A 19,094-nucleotide genomic window follows, 5' to 3' on the forward strand; every position below is an offset into this window, starting at 1 on the left:
CTCGGCGCCTGAAAGCGCCGTATACCTTGAATTAGATATTTGCCGCCCAAAAACAGCAAGAGCCCGAAACTACGTATGAGCGTAGGCTCGGGCCCAGCAAGTATATGCAAGGAAATCAGACCAGCGGGGCCGGCAGACTTCTCTGCATAGTCAAAAATTCAGCCTCAGGCTTCAGCCTTGGACTTGATCACCTGGCGACCACGGTAGAAACCGTTGGGGCTGATATGGTGACGCAGGTGCATTTCACCTGTAGTTGGCTCCACAGCAGTACCTGGTGTGGTGAGTGCATTGTGCGAACGATGCATGCCGCGCTTGGACGGCGATTTTTTGTTTTGCTGAACGGCCATGGTGGCTCCTTCGAAGTCTAATGCGGGCTCCGACTATAGGATCAGACTTTGATCAAACAGCAGGGACCAGGTTGAAATGGAGTTTTCAAGGCACTTAAAGGGTTGTAGGCTTGTACGGATACACCCCTATAGCGCACTAAGCCTTTGATTATAGCCTGAAAAACGAGAATTTTCTAAAAACGCTGTTTGTTTGGCCAGTGACACGCGAGATTATTTCGATTTCAGGCTTCCCTTGAGAGAAGCCAGCGATGCAAAGGGCTTGGCCTTATCTTTCAGGGCCGCCTCGAAATCTGCATCGTCAGATGCGAGCGTAGGCGCCTCAGGGCATTGTTCATGGCGCGGGACCAAAGGCAAGGCCATGAGCATTTCATCCTCGATCAGGGCTTGCAAATCAAACTCGGAGGAAAGAGCCAGCACATCGTCCTCTTCTGAGGATTCGTCCAGTGAAGCGGCTGCATCTTCGTCTGCCAGAAATAAGAAATGGCGATCTACCGTCACCGGCTCAATGATTTCGCCCATGCACAACTGGCAAGTCAGCGGAAGATCGGCGCCTGCATTCAGATGAAGTGCAACATATGTCCCCCCGTCGACCGCCCGTCGCTGCCCGCCTTCAGCTTGCCAATCAATCAATACGCCAGGCGCGGGACCGTGCAACTCATTGGACAGGCGCTCATAGTTCTGCACCGGATCGTGACCGGACAATTGGGCTTTCGCTTGGGAGAATGCCGCGACATCCAGCCGTCGCGCATTGAAAATTCTGCTCATCGAAGCAGTATAAGAGCGTGCTTATGATCTCCGCATGGGCGACAGGCAAAAAATCCCTTGCGTCCCGCGTCGTCAAACTTAGTTCGCGCAAAATCAAGCTCATGCTTTCGATTCCCCCCAACTCCCCGCTCTCCCCTCTTCCTGCGGAGCAAAGCCTGGTCCGCCCTCTCATTCTGGGTTCCACTTCACGATACAGGCGTGAACTATTGGAACGCCTGGGCCTGAATTTCAGCGTCGTTGCGCCCAACGTCGATGAGACGCCCTATTCCAAAGAGTCGCCTCGCGACCTGGCACAACGCCTCGCCCTTGCCAAGGCACGTGATGTGGCGGCTCGCCACCCCGACGCCATCGTGATCGGCTCGGACCAGGTGGCTGACTTGAATGGCGAACCTTTGGGCAAACCAGGAACGCACGAGCGGGCGGTGGAACAGTTGCACCGCATGAGCGGTCAAACCGTGATCTTTCAGACGGCATTGGCTGTCGTATGCCTGGATGGAAACTTCGAAGCAAGCGATCTGGCTGCCGTTGAAGTGCGATTTCGCTCTCTGGCGGACACGGAAATTGAGCGCTATCTGCGGGCAGAACAGCCCTACGATTGCGCGGGCAGCGCCAAAAGCGAGGGTTTGGGCATCGCGCTGCTTGACGCGATCCACAGCGACGACCCCACAGCACTCGTAGGGCTGCCCTTGATTCGCACCGCACGTCTGCTCCGCGCTGCCGGCAGGACACTGCCATGAGCGCACCCTCCACACCGAAAGGTAAGCTCTATCTGGTACCCGTCCCGCTGGACCACGGATGTGAACATCAAACGCAAGCCGATGACGTGTTGCCCCTGGGCACGCTCAAGCGTGCAGCCAGCCTGACGCACTGGATTACGGAGAACGCGAAGTCTACCCGGGCCTTTCTCAAGAGAGTCCATGCGCTCACGCCGCTGACCCAGCCTCTACAAAATATGCAAATCACGGAACTCCCCCGTGAAGTGCATAAGAAAGGTGACCATGCGGGTGCCAGTTCAACGCCATTTGACGCACGCCCACTGCTCGCCGCAGCGTTGCAAGGCACGGACGTCGGGCTGGTTAGCGAAGCCGGCATGCCAGCCATTGCAGACCCAGGCAGCTCAGTCGCACGTGCGGCGCACGAGCTAGGAATTGAGGTCATACCCCTGGTAGGGCCCGTTTCGATTTTGCTAGCCTTGGCCGCGAGCGGATTGAATGGTCAGAATTTTGCGTTTGTGGGTTACCTGCCGCAGGACCCCACTGCTCGAACTCATCGCATCCGCGATCTCGAGGGTATTGCCCGGAAATATGGGCAAACCCAGCTTTTCATAGAAACGCCCTACCGGAATCAAGCCCTATTGCAAGCCTTGATAGGAGCATTGCGAGAGGATACGCGGCTGGCAGTGGCGAGCGGGCTCACCTTGGAAAGCGCGCGGATCTCCATGCGCCCCATCAGCCAATGGAAGCGCTCCGGCGCCACTGCGTCAGAAGCCGACACTTACCTGAAGCTGCCTTGCGTCTTCGCTATCGGCCCCTGAGAAAAATTAATGTGCCCAACGACGCCTATTTGAAGGTGTAGTTGTATTGGAACATCAGGCCCGCAGTACCCAGCACATTGATCTGCAGGGCGGACTCAGGCGTGAACTGCCAGCCTATAGCTGGAATTGCGGTGAAGCCCCAACCACTTGAAGAATTGAAAGGAATTTTCTTGTGATATGGCTCTTTGTAACCATGGATCACACCAGCACTCAGCTTGAGAAACAGCTTGGGTGCCGATGACAGGGGCTGAAAACGCCACCCATAGTAGAGATACTGTGTGGGTTGACCGAACGAATTGCTGAACCACGCGAAACCAGCAAAGTTGCGTTCATTCAGCTTTTTTTCAGCCGCCAGGAGCCACACGTAAGAGTGCTCCTGGTTGTCGGGCTCAAAATCATTCTCTTTTTTGGCCTTGGAGAAATGCAGAGTGTAGGGGGACGCGCTGAAGGTCCATCCCGATAAAGCTGACGCAGCACCCTCCGCCTTGTCTGACTGCGCCAGGGCTGGCGCTGAGGCCGTAGCAAGGACTGCCAACGGCAGAGCCGCTTTCCAGAAACGATGGCGCACTTTCGGGACCTTTCAAGTTTTTATTGATTTTTGTTTTTTCACGCCCTGCGTGCGGGCACGAAAAATAATCGCAGGATCATAATCTGAAGAACACAAACTATTCGTGATCTCTCGGGCGTGTCATCAATTAAAAGTCCCAAGCGTTGCCAAATCAGGTAGCGCCAGGCTAGGCATGGCCAGCGGCGTTTACTGCTGTACACCAGCGAGCCACAACAACGCATGGCTCGAGAACCGAACGATTGCTGAAAAAACTCAGCGCAATCTGGGCATCGATTGCAAAGCAGCGCCCGCGGCGCCCTCACCCATGGCAGCTCCGAAACGCTTGGCCAAGCGTTCTGCGATGTTGTCCCGGTTAGAGTAATCCACCAGCTTGTCAGCCTTCACGACATCTCGCGCTACGGAATCCAGGCTTCCAAGGTTATCTGCCAGACCCATATCCACCGCCTGCTCACCCGTCCAGAACAGGCCGCTGAAGGTTTCGGGCGTCTCTTTCAACCGTTCACCTCGCCCTTTTTTGACGGCGGCGATGAACTGCTTGTGGATTCTGTCCAGCATGACTTGAGCGTATTTTCTTTGCTCCTCAGATTGCGGGCTGAAGGGATCCAGGAAGCCTTTGTTCTCCCCTGCAGTCAGCAGCCGACGCTCCACGCCGAGTTTTTCCATGGTGCCCACAAACCCAAAGCCGTCCATCAATACGCCGATGCTTCCCACAATACTGGCTTTATCAACGTAAATGCGATCAGTCGCGGCCGCGATGTAGTAGGCAGCCGAGGCGCACGTCTCTTCGACGACGGCGTAAATCGGTTTGTTGTGAAGCTTGCGAAGACGCGATATTTCTTCATTGATGATGCCTGCTTGCACTGGGCTTCCGCCAGGTGAGTTGATCAGAAGCACCAAGGCTTTTGAGCCTTCGTCTTCCAACGCCCCGCGCATGGCGGTCATCACATTTTCTGCGCTGGCCTCTCCCCCGTCGGAGATTTCGCCCTTGATATTGACGATTGCAGTGTGCGGGCCGGTCGGAACATTGGTTGAAAGGCGGTCGGAGGCCAGCATCCAGATGAGAGCACCGAACAGGCCCATCCAGACCAGACTCTTGAACATGCGCCAGCGGCGCGCGGCCCGCCTTTCGCGCACATCGGCCAGCAATAGTTTTTCAATAGCTTCACGCTCCCAGGAGCTCGATTCTGATTTCACCGCGAATTCATTTTCCATACTTGGTAACTTAAGTTCTCCGTAAGCTCAAAATTTTCCAACCAGAGGCTGGTAATGGGGTAGGCATTTCATCAGAACACGAGTGGCTTCAATAGGTAGGAAGTGTGCCAAGAGACCACGCCATCCTTCTCTGACAGAGCTACTTTGACCAGGCCGCCTCGGCATGGCCCGCCGGCGCACTCGCCAGAGTCTGGAGCGTAAGCAGCGCCGTGGGAGGCGCAAAGCAGCCACTGGCCGCTGTCGTCGAAAAACTTGCCTTCCTGGTAGTCCATTTCCATGGCCACGTGGGTGCACCGATTCAAGTAGGCATGAACCACGCCCTCGAAGCGGATCGCAAACGCGCGACAGGTCTGCCCCCCGTAGACAATGTCAAAAGGCACTGCCAGTCCGCCCTCTTGCAAGTCGGAACTGTTGCACAGATCGATAGTCTGAGAGTCTTCGTCAATCATGCGAAAGCAACCACTATTTAAGTTCACACCGAGAGCGATGCCCTGATGGCTCAAGCATGTTCAGACAGCCACTGATGCAGGTCAGCCACGGAATGGGCAATGTGCCGAGGCTCCAGCGCCTCGAAATCAGTGGGCTCATGCGCTCCGTAACTGACGCCCACGCTGGCGCAACCAGCATTGCGTGCCATTTGAAGATCGTGCGTCGTATCGCCAATCATCAGGGTGCGCTCAGGCTCTACCCCGAACTCACGCATCAATTCCAGCAGCATGCGCGGATCTGGCTTGCCCGCAGTTTCATCTGCGGTGCGCGAGCCGTCAAACACCCCTTGCAATTGCCGTGACTGCAAAACGTCGTCCAATCCCCTGCGGCTTTTGCCTGTGGCAACAGTGAGCCAATGGTGCCTCGCCTTCAGTTCGGCCAACATGGGCAGAACTCCCGGAAAAAGGCTGATGACATTCTGCTGCGCCATATAGTGGTGACGGTACCGCTTTCCCAATTCTGGGTATTTTTCCGGTGGCACATCAGGGGCAGCATGCGCAAGCGCGGGCGCGAGAGCCATGCCAATCACATAGGCGGCAGCCTCATCACTTGGCCGGACACCACCCACGTCGATCGCAGCCTGCTGAATACAGCGCACGATGATGGCAGTGGAATCAAAAAGAGTTCCATCCCAGTCGAAGGCTATGAGATCAAATTGGCGCGGGCGGCTGGACATGGTTTATGAAGGTTTGAAGCTCTGGTGGCAAGGGAGCAGACAACTCTACTCGCTCAGCGCTCACCGGGTGCGTGAACTGTAAACGCCAGGCGTGCAGGAACATTCGCTTGAGGCCTTGCTTTTGCAACGCCTTGTTGCGATCGAAGTCACCATACTTGTCGTCGCCAGCTATGGGATGACCTGCCGACTGCAAATGCACACGAATTTGATGAGTACGACCGGTCTTGATGGTCACTTCCAGCAAAGTAAACCCTGGCAGCCGTTCGCGCACCTTCACCAGGGTGATGGCGCGCATTCCGTCCGGGTCGTCCTTGGAAACCACTTTGACCCGCCTTTCACCATCGCCCTGCCCGCCTTCCAGCAGATATTTATGCAACGGCGCATCGATGACCTTGAGTTTTTCAGGCCATTCACCCAATACAAGCGTCAGATAGGTCTTGCCGGTTTCGCGTTCGCGAAACTGTTCTTGCAAGTGCTTCAAGGAGCTACGCCGCTTGGCGATCAACAGTATGCCGCTGGTTTCCCGATCCAGCCGGTGCACCAATTCGAGGAAACGCACCCCGCCGACCTGGCCGTACTGGCGAGCGCTTCTCAGTTGTTCGATAACGCCAAAACTCACGCCAGAGCCGCCGTGCACCGCGACATCAGCGGGCTTGTCGATGGCCATCAAAACGTCGTCTTCCAGCAGAACGGGAAATTCCCGCGCAGGGCCTGGCCTATCTTGCTTGTCGACCGATCGCTCGGGGACGCGGACTGGTGGCACTCGGACGATGTCACCCGACTCCACCCTGGTGTCAGCACCCGCCCGACCTTTGTTCACCCGCACTTCACCCGAACGTATGATGCGGTAGACATGAGTTTTTGGTACACCTTTAAGGTGGCGGATCAGGAAGTTATCAAGCCGCTGGCCTGCACTTTCGGTGTCTACCGTCAGCCAACCAACCTCGGGTTTCTCCTTAGGCACGATTGCCATGTCTTTGACACTTATAATTCTATTCACTGGCAACCAGCAGTAATGGGTTGAATTTGACAGGACTTACGCAAACGGGAATGCACGCGGGTCGGTTCCACTGGAATGACACCTCGCATGAACCTCATAAGCGCATGTCATGTCTGAAAATGGAAATGAATTCCTTATCCGGGAGTTTAAAGCCACAGAACCCCTAGCTTAGCGCCAGTACAGGTCGATGCCGCTCTTGCACAAGAAAGCGCCCTGCCCCGAGCCAAATGCCGCGGCAGCCACGCCAAGAAAAGCGCAGGACGGGCCGACGCGATGAAACACTGAATACGGAATACCCAAGGCGTGCAGATTGCTTTTCAATAGTCTTCTGCACTGCCGGATCGAAGCGAGACCTACGTCGTGTCTATGATGCCGCTACCCGCCAAATGGCGCGGGTTGAATTGCAAGCTCCGCGAGACAAGCCAATTGCTTGTCGGCGTGAAGCATGGGCATATGGCTGCACGCCGAGTCACCACACGGCCTTGTGCCCCCGCTTTCTTCCACGCGCCCCCGCTCGATAAACCGCCACTCGGTCGCTGACAAACAGCGTACACGCGGCTGCCCGAGCGCACCCGGCAGTTCCTTTCGTTTCACTGCGAATGCCCAGGCATCGTTGTGCCCCAATGGGGGCACGCGAACGTGATAGATAACGAAAAGGAACGCATCATGAAGCGGATGCTGATCAATGCCACGCAGGCTGAAGAGCGCCGGTTGGCCATTGTTGACGGGCAAAAATTGCTCGACTACGAAATCGAGATTGAAGGGCGCGAGCAGCGCAAAGGCAATATCTACAAGGCCGTCGTTACCCGCGTCGAGCCCTCCCTTGAAGCCTGTTTCGTAGATTACGGCGAAGAGCGCCACGGCTTCCTGCCATTCAAGGAAATCTCTCGCCAGTATTTCGCTGAGGGCGTGTCCGTCAGTCAGGCGCGCATCAACGATGTCATCAGAGAGGGCCAGGAGTTGCTGGTCCAGGTGGAAAAGGAAGAGCGAGGCAATAAAGGCGCAGCACTGACGACCTTTGTGAGCCTGGCTGGCCGCTATGTGGTTCTGATGCCCAACAACCCACGCGGCGGTGGCGTCAGCCGACGCATCGAAGGCGATGACCGTGCAGAGCTGAAGGAGGCGATGGACCAGCTCGAGTACCCCAAAGGTATGAGCATCATCGCCCGCACTGCCGGCATCGGCCGCAGCGCACCTGAGCTGCAATGGGATCTGAACTACCTGCTCAAGCTCTGGGATGCCGTTGATGGGGCGTCCAAAGGCGGAAAAGGCGCTTACCTGATCTACCAGGAAAGTAACCTGGTGATTCGCGCCATCCGAGACTATTTCAATAGTGACATTGGCGACATCCTGATCGACACGGACGACGTGTACGAGCAGGCTCACCAGTTCATGAGCCACGTGATGCCGGAACACGCAACACGTGTGAAGCGTTACCGCGACAACGCTCCGCTGTTCTCCCGCTTCCAGATCGAGCATCAGATCGAGTCGGCCTACAGCCGGACTGTCCAGCTGCCGTCAGGTGGCGCCATTGTGATTGACCACGCCGAAGCGCTGGTAGCCATTGACGTCAACTCAGCCCGCGCCATCAAAGGTGGGGACATCGAGGAAACCGCTAACCGCACCAATCTGGAGGCTGCCGACGAAGTAGCACGCCAGATGCGTCTGCGCGATCTCGGTGGCCTGATCGTGATCGACTTCATCGACATGGAAGAGGCGAAAAATCGCCGCGAGGTTGAAAACCGTCTGCGTGATGCGCTGAGGCAGGACCGTGCGCGTGTCCAGTTCGGCAGTATCAGCAAGTTTGGTTTGCTCGAAATGAGCCGCCAGCGCCTGAAGCCTGCGCTCTCCGAAGGCGCCTCCATCCCCTGCCCTCGCTGCGGTGGCTCAGGCCATGTGCGCGATACAGAGAGCAGCGCACTGCAGATCCTGCGCATCATTCAAGAAGAATCGATGAAGGACAATACCGCAGCTGTCAACGTACAGGTGCCGGTGGAAGTGGCCAGCTTCCTGCTGAACGAAAAGCGCCCCGAGATCGCCAAGATCGAGCTCAAGCAGCGTGTGAATGTAACTCTGGTCCCCAACAAGACGCTGGAGACTCCGCACTACAAGCTGGACCGCTTGAAGCATGATGATCCTCGTCTGGACGACGTGGACGCCAGCTACAAGATGGCGGAAGAGTTTGAGGACCCGACCACTGTCACGCGTCGCAGCCAGGAACCGACGAACCGCCAGACACCCGTCATCAAAGGCGTTCTCCCTGATGCTCCAGCTCCGCAAGCTGTGCCAAAGCCGGAGCCCGTCAAGGCGGCGCCCCCTGCGGCAGCCGTTCCAGCACCGACTCCGGCGCCTGCCGGTCTGGTGGGTTGGCTCAAAAATCTGTTTGGCGTCGCTCCGCCTCCCGCACCCGTTGTGGCACCCGTGCCAGCCATTCAACCGACCGAAGAAAAGCGTGAAGCACGCGGTGGTCGAGATGGCGAGCGTCGCGGTAGCCGTGGCGGACGTGGCCGTGGTGAGGGTCGCTCTGGCAACGGCGAAGGCCGTCGCAATGAAAACGGAGAAGCCCGCCGTAACGAAAACCGAGGCGAAAGCCGCGGCGAAGGCCAGGGTGAAGGTCGAGTTGAAGGCCGCGGTCCTGGCCGAGACGGAAATCGTCGCAACGGTGCAGAACGCGGTGAGCGAGGCGAACGCGGTGAACGTGCCGAGCGTGGTGACCGCCAAGGTTCACGTGAGAAACGCGAGCTTCCAGCCCTCTCGGATACAGGCAACAATCTGCTCCCAGAGACTGCCAACCAATCACAAGAAGGAGCGCCATCGTCGCGCGCCGAACGTGGTGAGCGGGGTGAACGCAACGACAACCGCCGTAGTCGGGGTGAACGCAGTGAAGGTGGCCGCCGTGAACGCAGTGACCGTAACGAGCGTGCCCCTGAATCCCGCGCGGAACAACCAGCCGATATCGCTGATGTGCAGACGCTGAGCGCTGAATCCCCTGATTCGCCAGAAAACGCCAATGGCAACGGCGTCCAAGGTGAGGAACGCCGCGAACGCAGGTCCAGGGATCGTTATGGCCGTGACCGCAAGGATCGTGGCGAACGCAACGCAGAACGTCCCGAGCGCACCGAACGGGCGGAGTTCAATGGTGAATCCGAAGTCAGCGCGCCTGACCTCTCGCCTGAAGCCGTTGCAGATCGTCCGGCCGGACGCTCGTACTTCAATCGCGGAAACGAGGCACCAGCCGCGGCAACGCAGGCACCAGAGGCAGCGGCACCAGCGCCAGCACCTTGGCCTGAAGCTGCTGTAGCTCCTTCGCCTGCGCCCATCGCAACGCCAGCGCTGGCACCCGTGGCTGCCCCCGCTGTCGCCCCTGCTCCCGCCCCCGTCGTGAGCGAACAGGCACCGGCGCGGGCTGCAGCTTCTGCTGCGGTTACACAGGTTGCGGGCAAGACCGGCCTGCCCAAGGTTCAGCCCTTTGACCTGCCCCTGCCCGACTTGGCTCAACTTGCCAACACGGCTGGCTTGCAATGGGTGAATTCTGATGCAGACAAGGTCGCTGCGGTGCAAGCAGCGATTGCGGCTGAACCTCGTCCAATCCATGTGCCACGAGAGCGCCAGCCTCTGGTAGAAATTGATGATGGCCCATTGGTGTTGGTCGAAACACGCAAAGACCTTCGGGACATGAAACTGCCTTTCGAGCAGCAAGCGAACTGAGACCTTAAAAGCTCAGAGCAAAAAAGCCGGGTGTCCAACCCGGCTTTTTTGTTTTAGGCATCGCTTGTTCGACCGCTGGCGCATCGCTTCCAAACTTTCGGTCGGTTGCCTCACTGAGCTAACAAAGACACTTGCCTCTGCCGTTGATGGGTCCCCATCAATTCTCAAGGATGCCCCACTGGCAGGTTCTGTTGAATCTTCGTTCAGCGCGTGGTGGGAGGTCGCCGGCGCATTGCCGCGCCAGTTGAAAGCGCAAGCAATGCCGCCATCACCCACAGAGCCCATTGAGAGACCGTAGGCACTGGTACTGTGCCAGGGCCGGCTACTGAAGCCACCAGGCCGGGGCCACCCGCATCGACGATGACGCCATTGGCGCTGAGGTCGTCGTCACCGATTCCTCCATCGACAATGGTCAAGCGCACCGAGTTTCCATCGATGACTGCACCAGGGAACCTATACCAGTGTGGTGCCGCGCAGGAAGGCGCGTCGACGCATCCGTGACCGATCGGGGTTGGACCATATTTCCAGTACACGGAGCCCGCAGGCAATGGTGAGGGGTAAGTCACCGTTAATTCGGCGGCGCTGCCCGGAGTACCCCCCTCAAGCACGAAATCGAACAGGCCATGTGGGAAGGATACGTTGACTGGCAATGAGCCCACAGACGCTGCGGAGATGAAGGCCGCAGAGCGGAACGTCCATCCGGCGCTCACGTCAGCCGTGGCTGGCCCGGAAGACGTTGGGGTCTGAGCCCAGGGAGCTGAGCACATCGTAGATGGCCATGGAGCTGCCTCGCAACCCCATTGGTATTGGCCGTTGGCCGAGGTTACCGCCGTGGCATGGCCTCCAATGCAGAGATTGGAGCGCGGCGGCACCACACTTGCGGCGCCCTGCGCGCTACCGCATTGCGCTGGCGCTGCTGCGGCCGGAGTGACGGTCACGGATGCCACCGATGGTTCGCCCGTACCTATGACGTTGCGCGCGGAGACCGTGCAATTCAGAGGCTCACCGTTGGTCAAGCCCAAAACGACCGTCGGCGAGGCCACAGCACTGACGGTTTGTGTGCCGCAGGTAACGGTAAAACCCAGCAGCTCAAGATTTCCGACATTGTCTGCAGGGGTGAATGCCACTTGCACCTGCCCGTCGCCTGCGGTTACGCCGGTGATGGTCGGCGCAGGCGGAACCAGCGTCGCCTTGGCCACCTGCTGCAGCGCAACGGCGTCTGCTGATGAAATACCGAGATCGATTGCCGCGAGCTCACCCGCACCAAGCGAAGTGGGGTCGACGCCGGCAATACGTCCCAAATGCACCAGCGCACTCAGGTAGGAGCCATATTTGCTGGGATGGAAGTAGTCGATGTACCAGAGATTGATCTTGCCTGGGTCGGGGACGTACGGATCACGCATCGCGACGCCTGAAGTCACCGCGCGCAGGAAGGCATCTCCCACTGGAGAGACTCCGCGAAAGCGTGTGTTCGCTGCGGCACGACCGAAGTAGCCCGCGTGGAAGTCGGCCGTCATGGCCTCAAGCCCTTCGGCCGCTGTGTAAGTAGTGCCGTTCACGTTCGAGCCATTCGGCCCGATCAGGTCGGGGCGCGCCCAAGTTTGATACAGATAAATATCTGCGTTGGCATTGGCGTTCAGATTCGAGCCCGGCACCGTGCGCACGACATTGCAGGTGTTTTGTGATGCACCGGTGATGGTCGGGCAATTCGGGCCGAAAAGTTCGGTTTCAGTGAAAGAGCCGCCCGCGCCTTCATGAATCCACTGTTGGAACTTGTCGGCATAAGCGTTGAAATACGGCAGATTGGCATTGTGGCTGCGGCCTGGAGGCAACGGCTCGTCGCTCAAATCCTGCAGCACGACGGTAGTCCATCGCTGCGACGCAGCGTTACCCCGCAGATCCCAGCCTGCAGGATTGGAGTTCAGAAAGTGTCCACGAAGAGAGGCTGCATTGCGCGCCGAGATGGACACGTCGTAGTCGAGTCCTGCCTGATCCGCCATTTTCTTGAAAACGCCGGGAATGCCGCCCCAGGGGTGCGGCTCATCAGGGTTGGAGCCCGTCGCGTCGCGTTGCCACATGGGCATTGTGAGGTCTGTGACATTGCTGGTGTTGTAGCTCATGACCGGATCCATCCGGCCGAACGTATAGCTGTTGCCTAGGAAAAGGATGACCTTTCTCGCAAACCTGACATCAACCGTGCACGCTTCGGTAACGGGCTTGGTCGTGTAGGTGGTGCCTTGCAATTGACCACCACAAGTGCCACGCACCGCGACTGCATAGCCCTCATCGGGCACCAGCGTAAAGCTGGCCGTATCGCCCTGGATCACGTTCTGGGGCGCGCTGTTGGCGATAGTTCCGTGTCCTTGGCTGGTGGGCGTGACGCTGAACACTGGCAGTGCTGTGAACGAAGCGGAGACCGTGCAGTTACCGGTAATGGGTTGGGTCGTATAAGTCGAGCCAGAAAGCGTCCCGCCGCAAGTGCCGCCCACAGATGCCGAATACCCTGGCAGAGGCGTGACCGTAAATTGAGCCGTGCTGCCATAGGGCCTTGTTTGCGCGGTACTGGGGCTGATCGAGCCGTTTGCCCCGGCGCTCGGCGTCACCGTGAAGTTCTGCAGGGCGAACGTGACATCGACTGTGCAGTTGCCATTAACTGGCGAGGTCGTATAAGTGGTGCCGCTCAACGTGCCTCCGCAGGTGCCTCCAATCTGCGCTATATAACCGCTCTGCGGCGTAACCACGAAACTGGAAGTCTGGCCACCGATTACCGTCATAGGCACGGAAGGCGAAATGGTGCCGCCTGCAGTAGCTGTCGGGGTCACTGTATAGGTGACCTGTTGGGCGAAGCTGAAGTTGACCGTGCAATTTTCAGTGAGAGGCTGGGTGGTGTAGATACCGCCACTCAACGTGCCAGCACAGGTACCACCAGCTACCGCGGTGTAGCCAGAGTTGGCGGTGACATCGAAAGTGGTGGTTTGTCCATGAAATACAGTCCGGATGGACGGACTGACGCTGCCGTTTGCGCCTGCCGTTGCAGTGGCTGTCACACTGACCTCTGGAGCCAATGCCACACCACGAAACGCCCGCAGGGAGCCCGCTGAAGCGAGAATGGTGGGAGTGCCAGCGAAGACTCCATCGAAGCCGCTGGCATCTACCATCGAAACCAGGGTGTCAGCACCGCGGGTCGCAAACAACGTTACCGTGCTGCCTGTCACTGTAGCCGTCAATCCCCGGTAATCATCGTCTGCCACGCCGGCAGTTCCATTGGATACCCAGGCTCCGGATTTGAGAGAAAACTTGGTGATGCCCTTGTCATCATCGGCCACATACAAAGTGTCCGCGCCTGGCGAGCCGTCGAGATCAAGCAAGACAAAGGCGTACGGGCTCGGTGTGAGCGCATCACTCAAGCCAGGCAAGCGCGTGGCCGTAGCTATCGTTACAGGCGTGCCGGAGCCAATCCGATTGACGCCCTTGAAGGTGTTGGTGCCCGTGTTCGAGCTGTTGTAGAGCTGACCGTCAACCACCGCCACCGAGCGACCGCCCACAGGCGTCGATGCGACTGGAGCTGACGTGCTCGCGCCAGATGCTGCTGCACGCGTGCCATCCAGACTGCTTGTAACCCAAACACTGGAACAGTTGGTGCTGGCGGCCCCGCGAAAATTGTTGGCGCCGGTGTTGCTCAAATCTGTGAGCGCTGTGGATGTATCGATATCCCCGGTCCGGGAGACGATGGCCACGACCCGAGGGATGCCAGTCGCGCTCACCAGATTTCCGCTGGTGACTGAAGGATCGCGCCCATAACCCGGCACGACCAGACAGCTCTTGTCCTGCGATCGGGTCAGCCACCCTTCCGATGTGGCGGTGCCCCCACCGGCGAAAGGCTGCTGAAGGCCATTGGCGACCGTCGGCATGGCAATCGATTGAATCAGCGTTCCACTCGGGGTGAATTCATCAAGAAAAACAGGGTTACCTGTAGCCACCAGCGCCCTGCTCCCGTCCCCTACCCTATAAACCACGACGTTGCCCGGCGTAAACGCTGCTGCGGATGCGGGAGCAGTCCACAACGACGGGATGATTAATGCCAGGGCAAGAAGCGCTCGCCAGGAGAAGTTTGCTCTCATGTTTGTCTCTTTATTGGAATGGCTGTGCCGGCTGACAACAGGTCCAGGCATCCTATGCGCGGCATACCCAAAAGTAAAATATCTTGAACGTGCGATCTGCATATCTTTGACATATGCAACCCGTTCAGCTGCGGTCTCCACTACCCCGAGGAAATGCTCTGAGAACAGAGCAAGTCAGCGGCTGGTTTCGCGCTCCACCTGGTTAGCAAATTCCTTCGCGGAGCCTTCAAACAGCTGATTGCTCGCGTCCTGCAGACGGGCTCGAATCGCGGGCGCTCGCAGGGCCTGCTCAATCGACTGATTGATTCGCTCGACCAATTCGGGGGGAGTTCCATGGGCAGCGAACAACCCGAACAAAGAGTCCAGATTGGCCTGGGGGTAGCCCAATTCAGCCAACGTGGGCACGTCTGGAAGAAGAGGCAGGCGCGCAGGCGCACCCACAGCCAGCGCCTTGAAGCCCCCTTTGCGCAAGGCCGCCAATTGCGTGGGTGCCACGTTGGTGGACAACACTTCGAAATGTCCACCAAGCGCGTCCGTCAATTGCTGGCCCCCACCTTTATAGGGAATGTGAACTATCTGCAGGTCAGCCTGCCTGCTGATGCGCTGAAGCACCCTGTGACCCGTCGTGCCCTCGCCCGTCGTCGCCCAGCGCAGGCTTCCGGGGTGGCGACGTGCATAGCTCACCATGTCTGCCAGCGTATGGCCCTCCAGCGCGGAAGTCCCCACCAGCAAGAGCGGCGTGCGCATCACTCCTGCCACAGGCACAGCCAGCATTGGCGCTATGTTCTGGCTGGAGGAACGGCTCGCCGCCGCGTCACGCAACATGCCCATGGCGGCCGACGCCGTGAAAACCAGCGTGTGGCCGTCGGGGGGGGTGCGCGAGAGCAACTCGAGGGCCAACGTGCCCCCGGCACCTGGCCGGTTCTCCACCAGAACGGGCACCTTCAACCGCTCTGACCATTCCCGAGCCAGTGCCCTCGCCACCAGATCACTCACTCCGCCAGTGGGATAGGCCACCAGAATGCGGATGCTACCCACCGGCCAGGTCGGAATGGCCCACACCGCGCCCACGCCTGCCGCAAACGGTAGTAACAATAGGGTACGGCGAGTGGGCATAGGACGCTTTTCTAGCGGGGCCGCACCCTGTGCTGCAGGGAAAGCCTCTTGGCCAGCGCGATAAATGAGCCGAGAGGTCCGTCGCCGTCCTGCGCGCGATGGACCAGCGTGAGCGGCGCGCTCAGATTCACTGAAGCCTCGAACGAGCGGTACACCACCGCATCCTGGTGAGAGCCCCTGACAGAAGCTGGCACGATAGACAGCCCCACGCCAGCAGCCACGAGGTTCACGTTGGTCATCATGCGCTCGACTTCGGCAGCAATTTCCACTTGCACGTTGCTTCGTGCGCAAAGCGCAAGCAAATTGGCGTAGAGCCCCGGTGCCCCAGGACGACGCACAAGTACCAGACGTTCGCCCTGAAGCTCGTCAAGTTGTACCGGAGCCTGCCTCTCCTTCGCCAACCGATGGTCGACAGGGATTGCAAGCAGCGATTCTTCCTGTAGCAGCACATCAAATATCAGCCCCTCGGGCTGGGCGACCGGCACGCGCAGAAAACCACAGTGCAGGCGCCGCTCAGCCACTGCTTCAGTGATTTCAGCAGCGTTGTTTTCGCTCACACTCAGCAGGATGTCAGGGTGCTCCTTGCGGCAGGTGCGAAGCACCTCGGGCGTGAACGCATGGGCGGCGGCGGAACTTGTAAAGCCGACCTGCAGTTGGCCGCGCTCGCCGCGAGCAAAGGCCTGCATGCGCCCCGTCATGGCAGTGAAATCTGCCATCAGGCGTTCAGCCTCCCCCCGCAACTCGCGCCCGGCATCCGTGAGATCAACGCCCTTGGCATGGCGGTGGAACAGTGCGGTTCCAAGTTCTGTCTCAAGCGCCCGTATCTGCAGGGACAGCGGCGGCTGCTGGATGCCCAGCCGCTCCGCAGCCCGTGTGATGTGTCCGCTTTCGGCCACGGCGAGAAAGTAGCGCAGATGCCTGAGTTCCATATATTCAGAAAATATGAAGTCGATATTTTATAAATCTTTGAAATATCCCAAAAGACTCCTCAGAATGTGTCTCCATAACTCGCGGCGGCTTCCAATTTGCTTCTACCACTGTTCGCAGCCAGTGATGGAATCCGACCGCCTCCAAGGAGACATATTTCATGGCATTGCACTCTCTTACATCCCCAGCATCGCTGATGGCTCTCCTGGTACTCGCCGGCTGCGGTGGCAGTTCGATGGTGCAGCAGCCCTCGTCCAGATCCAACGAAGCCGCTCCGCAGGCGGCCACCTGCCCAGCTGACGTTCCGCTCGATGCCAGATGCCTCTCCGGACGCGACTCCGCGGGGGCGTTCTACATGATCGCAGTGCCAGCAAAATGGAACGGGACGCTTGTCATGCATGCCCACGGTGGCCCCGATCTCAAAGCACCTGATCTGGAGCGTTCGCGAGAAGACCTCACGCGCTGGTCCATTATGGTGAAGGCGGGCTACGCATGGGCAGGCTCGTCATACCGCCAAGGGGGCGTGGAATTGCGTGCCGCTGCTGAAGACACCGAGCGCTTGCGCGGCATCTTCCACAAGCATGTTGCCGTGCCCAAGCGAACCGTGCTGCACGGCCAGTCCTGGGGTGCGGGCGTGGCGGCCAAAGGCGCAGAAATGTTCACCAAAGACACTGTGGGCGAGCGCCCTTACGATGCAGTGCTGCTCACAAGCGGGGTGCTCGGCGGCGGCACGCGATCCTATGATTTCCGACTCGACCTGCGCGTGGTTTACCAGTATCTGTGCGGCAACCATCCTCGCCCGACTGAAGCGCCCTATGCACTCAACCTGGGCTTGCCTGCCGATGCGACCATGAAGCAAACTGAGGTGGCGGCGCGTGTCAATGAGTGTTTGGCGCTGAACAAGCGCCCCGCCGAACGATCGGCCGAGCAGAACGCGAAGATCAAGACCATCGTCGACGTGATCAAGATACCTGAGAGCTCCATCCAGTCGCATATGAACTGGGGCACGCTGCATTTTCAGGATATCTCCGCCAAGCGCACTGGTGGTGCGAGTCCATTCGGAAACGAGGGGGTGCTCTACCGGGGCTCGTCCAATGATGCCGCGCTCAACGCCGGCGTGCTGCGCTACAAGGCTGACGAGGCGGCCTATCGGAAGTTCGCCGCGGACACTGACCCCATTGGAAAAATCCCCGTGCCTGTGATCTCGACCAAATGGATCGGTGACCCCACAGCCTTTGTAGAACTCGATTCGCGCTTTCGCGACGTGATGCTCCAGGGCGGCAGCAGTGAGCGCCTGGTTCAAACCTTTACCACCAAAGGAACGCACAGCTTCATCACGGATCCGACCTATCCAACCCTGATGACCGCGCTCTTGCGCTGGGTGGACACCGGCGCGAAGCCTACGCCAGCCGACATTGCCAATGCTTGTCCTGGCTTTGAGGCGCAATTCGGCCAGGGTTGCGTCTTCGATCCGAACTACACCTCGCCTTCTCTAGAGACACGAGTGCCCGCACGCCAGCGCCCCTTCTGAAGGGCCTCACGCTCGGCGCGTACGCTAGTGCCTGGTGGGCAGCCAACGCTGCCTACGCTTACGCTCCGCCAGCGCTGCCGTCACGTCCGACCTGCCGCCGACACCATTAAAGAGTGTTCTTCTGCTCGCGCGCCCTGGTTGCAGCTTCAGGTGTGACCGATACGAGCGTCTCGACGGCGTGGCGGTCATGACGGCTAAAGGACTCCGGCAGATCTGACTAGACCAAGGCCGCGAAGAGTTCTGAGTGTTGAATTAACTGAGCTGACAAAACTCTCACACAGATCTGATGTAAGCTGAGAGGAGCGAATGCGTGTCTTCCGGCAGAGGGCTGATTTGACTTGTCTACAGGTCGGAACAGCGCCAGCTATCAGCCTCATAGGCTCAGACTAATGATAGGTTAGGCAAAATGAATCGCAGATTCAATAGTCCATACCTATAATTCACTCATCGCCAATCATTTCATCACTCTTCACTAACTCAAGGAGAAAACATGTCCCTTATCAATACCAAGGTTCAGCCGTTCAAAACACAGGCATTCCATAACGGCAAGTTCGAAGAAGTGACCGAGCAAACGCTCTCGAACGGCAAAAACTGGTCTGTCGTGATTTTCATGCCAGCAGCTTTTACCTTCAACTGCCCTACCGAAATCGAAGACGCTGCTGACAACTACGCCGATTTCCAAAAGGCCAATGCTGAGGTCTATATCGTCACCACTGACACGCATTTCTCCCACAAAGTGTGGCACGAGACCAGCGACGCGGTGGGCAAAGCCAAGTTCTTCCTGGTGGGCGACCCAACTCATGCACTGACCAACGCATTCGACGTGCACATTCCTGAAGAAGGCCTGGCACTGCGTGGCACCTTCGTGATCGATCCAAGCGGCACCATCAAGACCATGGAAGTGCATTCCAATGAAATCGCTCGCGACGTGAAAGAAACCGTTCGCAAGCTGAAAGCTGCTCAGTACACGGCCGCCCACCCCGGCGAAGTGTGCCCTGCCAAGTGGAAAGAAGGCGAAAAGACTCTGAAGCCTTCCATCGACCTCGTCGGCAAGATCTAAGCGGATATTCCCGCATTCGCGCCTACCCTCGGGTAAGCGC

At 58.5% G+C, this 19,094-nt stretch carries 15 protein-coding genes; 5 read left to right on the forward strand and 10 right to left on the reverse strand.

Going from position 1 to position 19,094, the window contains the following annotated elements; translation table 11 throughout:
• Positions 1-164: 164 nt before the first annotated feature.
• On the reverse strand, positions 165-347 hold the full coding sequence (rpmF, locus tag ABIE13_RS07100; RefSeq protein ID WP_354442426.1) for a 50S ribosomal protein L32: 183 nt from the start codon (positions 345-347) through the stop codon (positions 165-167).
• A gap of 210 nt (positions 348-557) precedes the next feature.
• Positions 558-1,112 (reverse strand): YceD family protein, encoded by a 555-nt coding sequence (locus ABIE13_RS07105; protein ID WP_354442428.1) that lies wholly within the window; start codon positions 1,110-1,112, stop codon positions 558-560.
• A gap of 101 nt (positions 1,113-1,213) precedes the next feature.
• Here ABIE13_RS07105 and ABIE13_RS07110 point away from each other — a divergent pair, with 101 nt between their 5' ends.
• Complete coding sequence (locus ABIE13_RS07110) at positions 1,214-1,849, forward strand: Maf family protein (RefSeq protein ID WP_354442430.1); 636 nt, start codon at positions 1,214-1,216, stop codon at positions 1,847-1,849.
• Complete coding sequence (locus ABIE13_RS07115; RefSeq protein ID WP_354442432.1) at positions 1,846-2,646, forward strand: SAM-dependent methyltransferase; 801 nt, start codon at positions 1,846-1,848, stop codon at positions 2,644-2,646. Before ABIE13_RS07110 ends, ABIE13_RS07115 begins: the two co-directional genes overlap by 4 nt.
• Before the next feature lie 25 nt (positions 2,647-2,671).
• On the opposite strand, the gene ABIE13_RS07120 is transcribed toward ABIE13_RS07115, so the two are convergent.
• From ABIE13_RS07120 to ABIE13_RS07140, 5 genes are all read right to left on the reverse strand, one after another.
• Positions 2,672-3,214, reverse strand: coding sequence for a hypothetical protein (locus tag ABIE13_RS07120; RefSeq protein ID WP_354442434.1), 543 nt, complete (start codon positions 3,212-3,214; stop codon positions 2,672-2,674).
• Positions 3,215-3,466: 252 nt separating this feature from the next.
• A complete protein-coding gene (locus tag ABIE13_RS07125) occupies positions 3,467-4,426 on the reverse strand; it encodes a S49 family peptidase (protein WP_354442436.1) in 960 nt (319 codons plus the stop codon).
• 71 nt (positions 4,427-4,497) lie between these two features.
• On the reverse strand, positions 4,498-4,875 hold the full coding sequence (locus ABIE13_RS07130) for a Rieske (2Fe-2S) protein (protein WP_354442438.1): 378 nt from the start codon (positions 4,873-4,875) through the stop codon (positions 4,498-4,500).
• Positions 4,876-4,925: 50 nt separating this feature from the next.
• Positions 4,926-5,591 carry an HAD family hydrolase gene (locus ABIE13_RS07135; RefSeq protein ID WP_354442440.1) on the reverse strand — a complete coding sequence of 222 codons (666 nt, stop codon included), beginning with the start codon at positions 5,589-5,591 and terminating at the stop codon, positions 4,926-4,928.
• On the reverse strand, positions 5,566-6,564 hold the full coding sequence (locus tag ABIE13_RS07140; protein WP_354442442.1) for an RluA family pseudouridine synthase: 999 nt from the start codon (positions 6,562-6,564) through the stop codon (positions 5,566-5,568). Before ABIE13_RS07140 ends, ABIE13_RS07135 begins: the two co-directional genes overlap by 26 nt.
• 693 nt (positions 6,565-7,257) lie before the next feature.
• Between ABIE13_RS07140 and ABIE13_RS07145 the strand changes: the two genes are divergently transcribed.
• Positions 7,258-10,299, forward strand: coding sequence for an Rne/Rng family ribonuclease (locus ABIE13_RS07145; protein ID WP_354442443.1), 3,042 nt, complete (start codon positions 7,258-7,260; stop codon positions 10,297-10,299).
• Positions 10,300-10,502: 203 nt separating this feature from the next.
• Here ABIE13_RS07145 and ABIE13_RS07150 read toward each other — a convergent pair whose 3' ends face one another.
• The 3 genes from ABIE13_RS07150 to ABIE13_RS07160 all read right to left on the reverse strand — a co-directional run bounded on the left by ABIE13_RS07150 (position 10,503) and on the right by ABIE13_RS07160 (position 16,465).
• Entirely contained in the window at positions 10,503-14,420 is a 3,918-nt protein-coding gene (locus ABIE13_RS07150; RefSeq protein ID WP_354442444.1) for an IPTL-CTERM sorting domain-containing protein, read from the reverse strand.
• 174 nt (positions 14,421-14,594) lie between these two features.
• On the reverse strand, positions 14,595-15,536 hold the full coding sequence (locus tag ABIE13_RS07155) for a Bug family tripartite tricarboxylate transporter substrate binding protein (protein WP_354442445.1): 942 nt from the start codon (positions 15,534-15,536) through the stop codon (positions 14,595-14,597).
• A gap of 11 nt (positions 15,537-15,547) precedes the next feature.
• Positions 15,548-16,465 (reverse strand): LysR family transcriptional regulator, encoded by a 918-nt coding sequence (locus ABIE13_RS07160; protein ID WP_354442446.1) that lies wholly within the window; start codon positions 16,463-16,465, stop codon positions 15,548-15,550.
• Between the two features lie 158 nt (positions 16,466-16,623).
• Between ABIE13_RS07160 and ABIE13_RS07165 the strand changes: the two genes are divergently transcribed.
• Together ABIE13_RS07165 and ahpC are read left to right on the forward strand one after the other, a co-directional pair.
• Positions 16,624-17,994 carry a hypothetical protein gene (locus tag ABIE13_RS07165; protein WP_354442447.1) on the forward strand — a complete coding sequence of 457 codons (1,371 nt, stop codon included), beginning with the start codon at positions 16,624-16,626 and terminating at the stop codon, positions 17,992-17,994.
• 490 nt (positions 17,995-18,484) lie between these two features.
• Positions 18,485-19,054, forward strand: coding sequence for an alkyl hydroperoxide reductase subunit C (gene ahpC, locus ABIE13_RS07170; RefSeq protein ID WP_354442448.1), 570 nt, complete (start codon positions 18,485-18,487; stop codon positions 19,052-19,054).
• Positions 19,055-19,094 lie beyond the last annotated feature (40 nt).

Origin of the sequence: Ottowia thiooxydans (assembly GCF_040548795.1) — a bacterium.
GTDB classification, from domain to species: Bacteria; Pseudomonadota; Gammaproteobacteria; order Burkholderiales; family Burkholderiaceae_C; genus Ottowia; species Ottowia thiooxydans_A.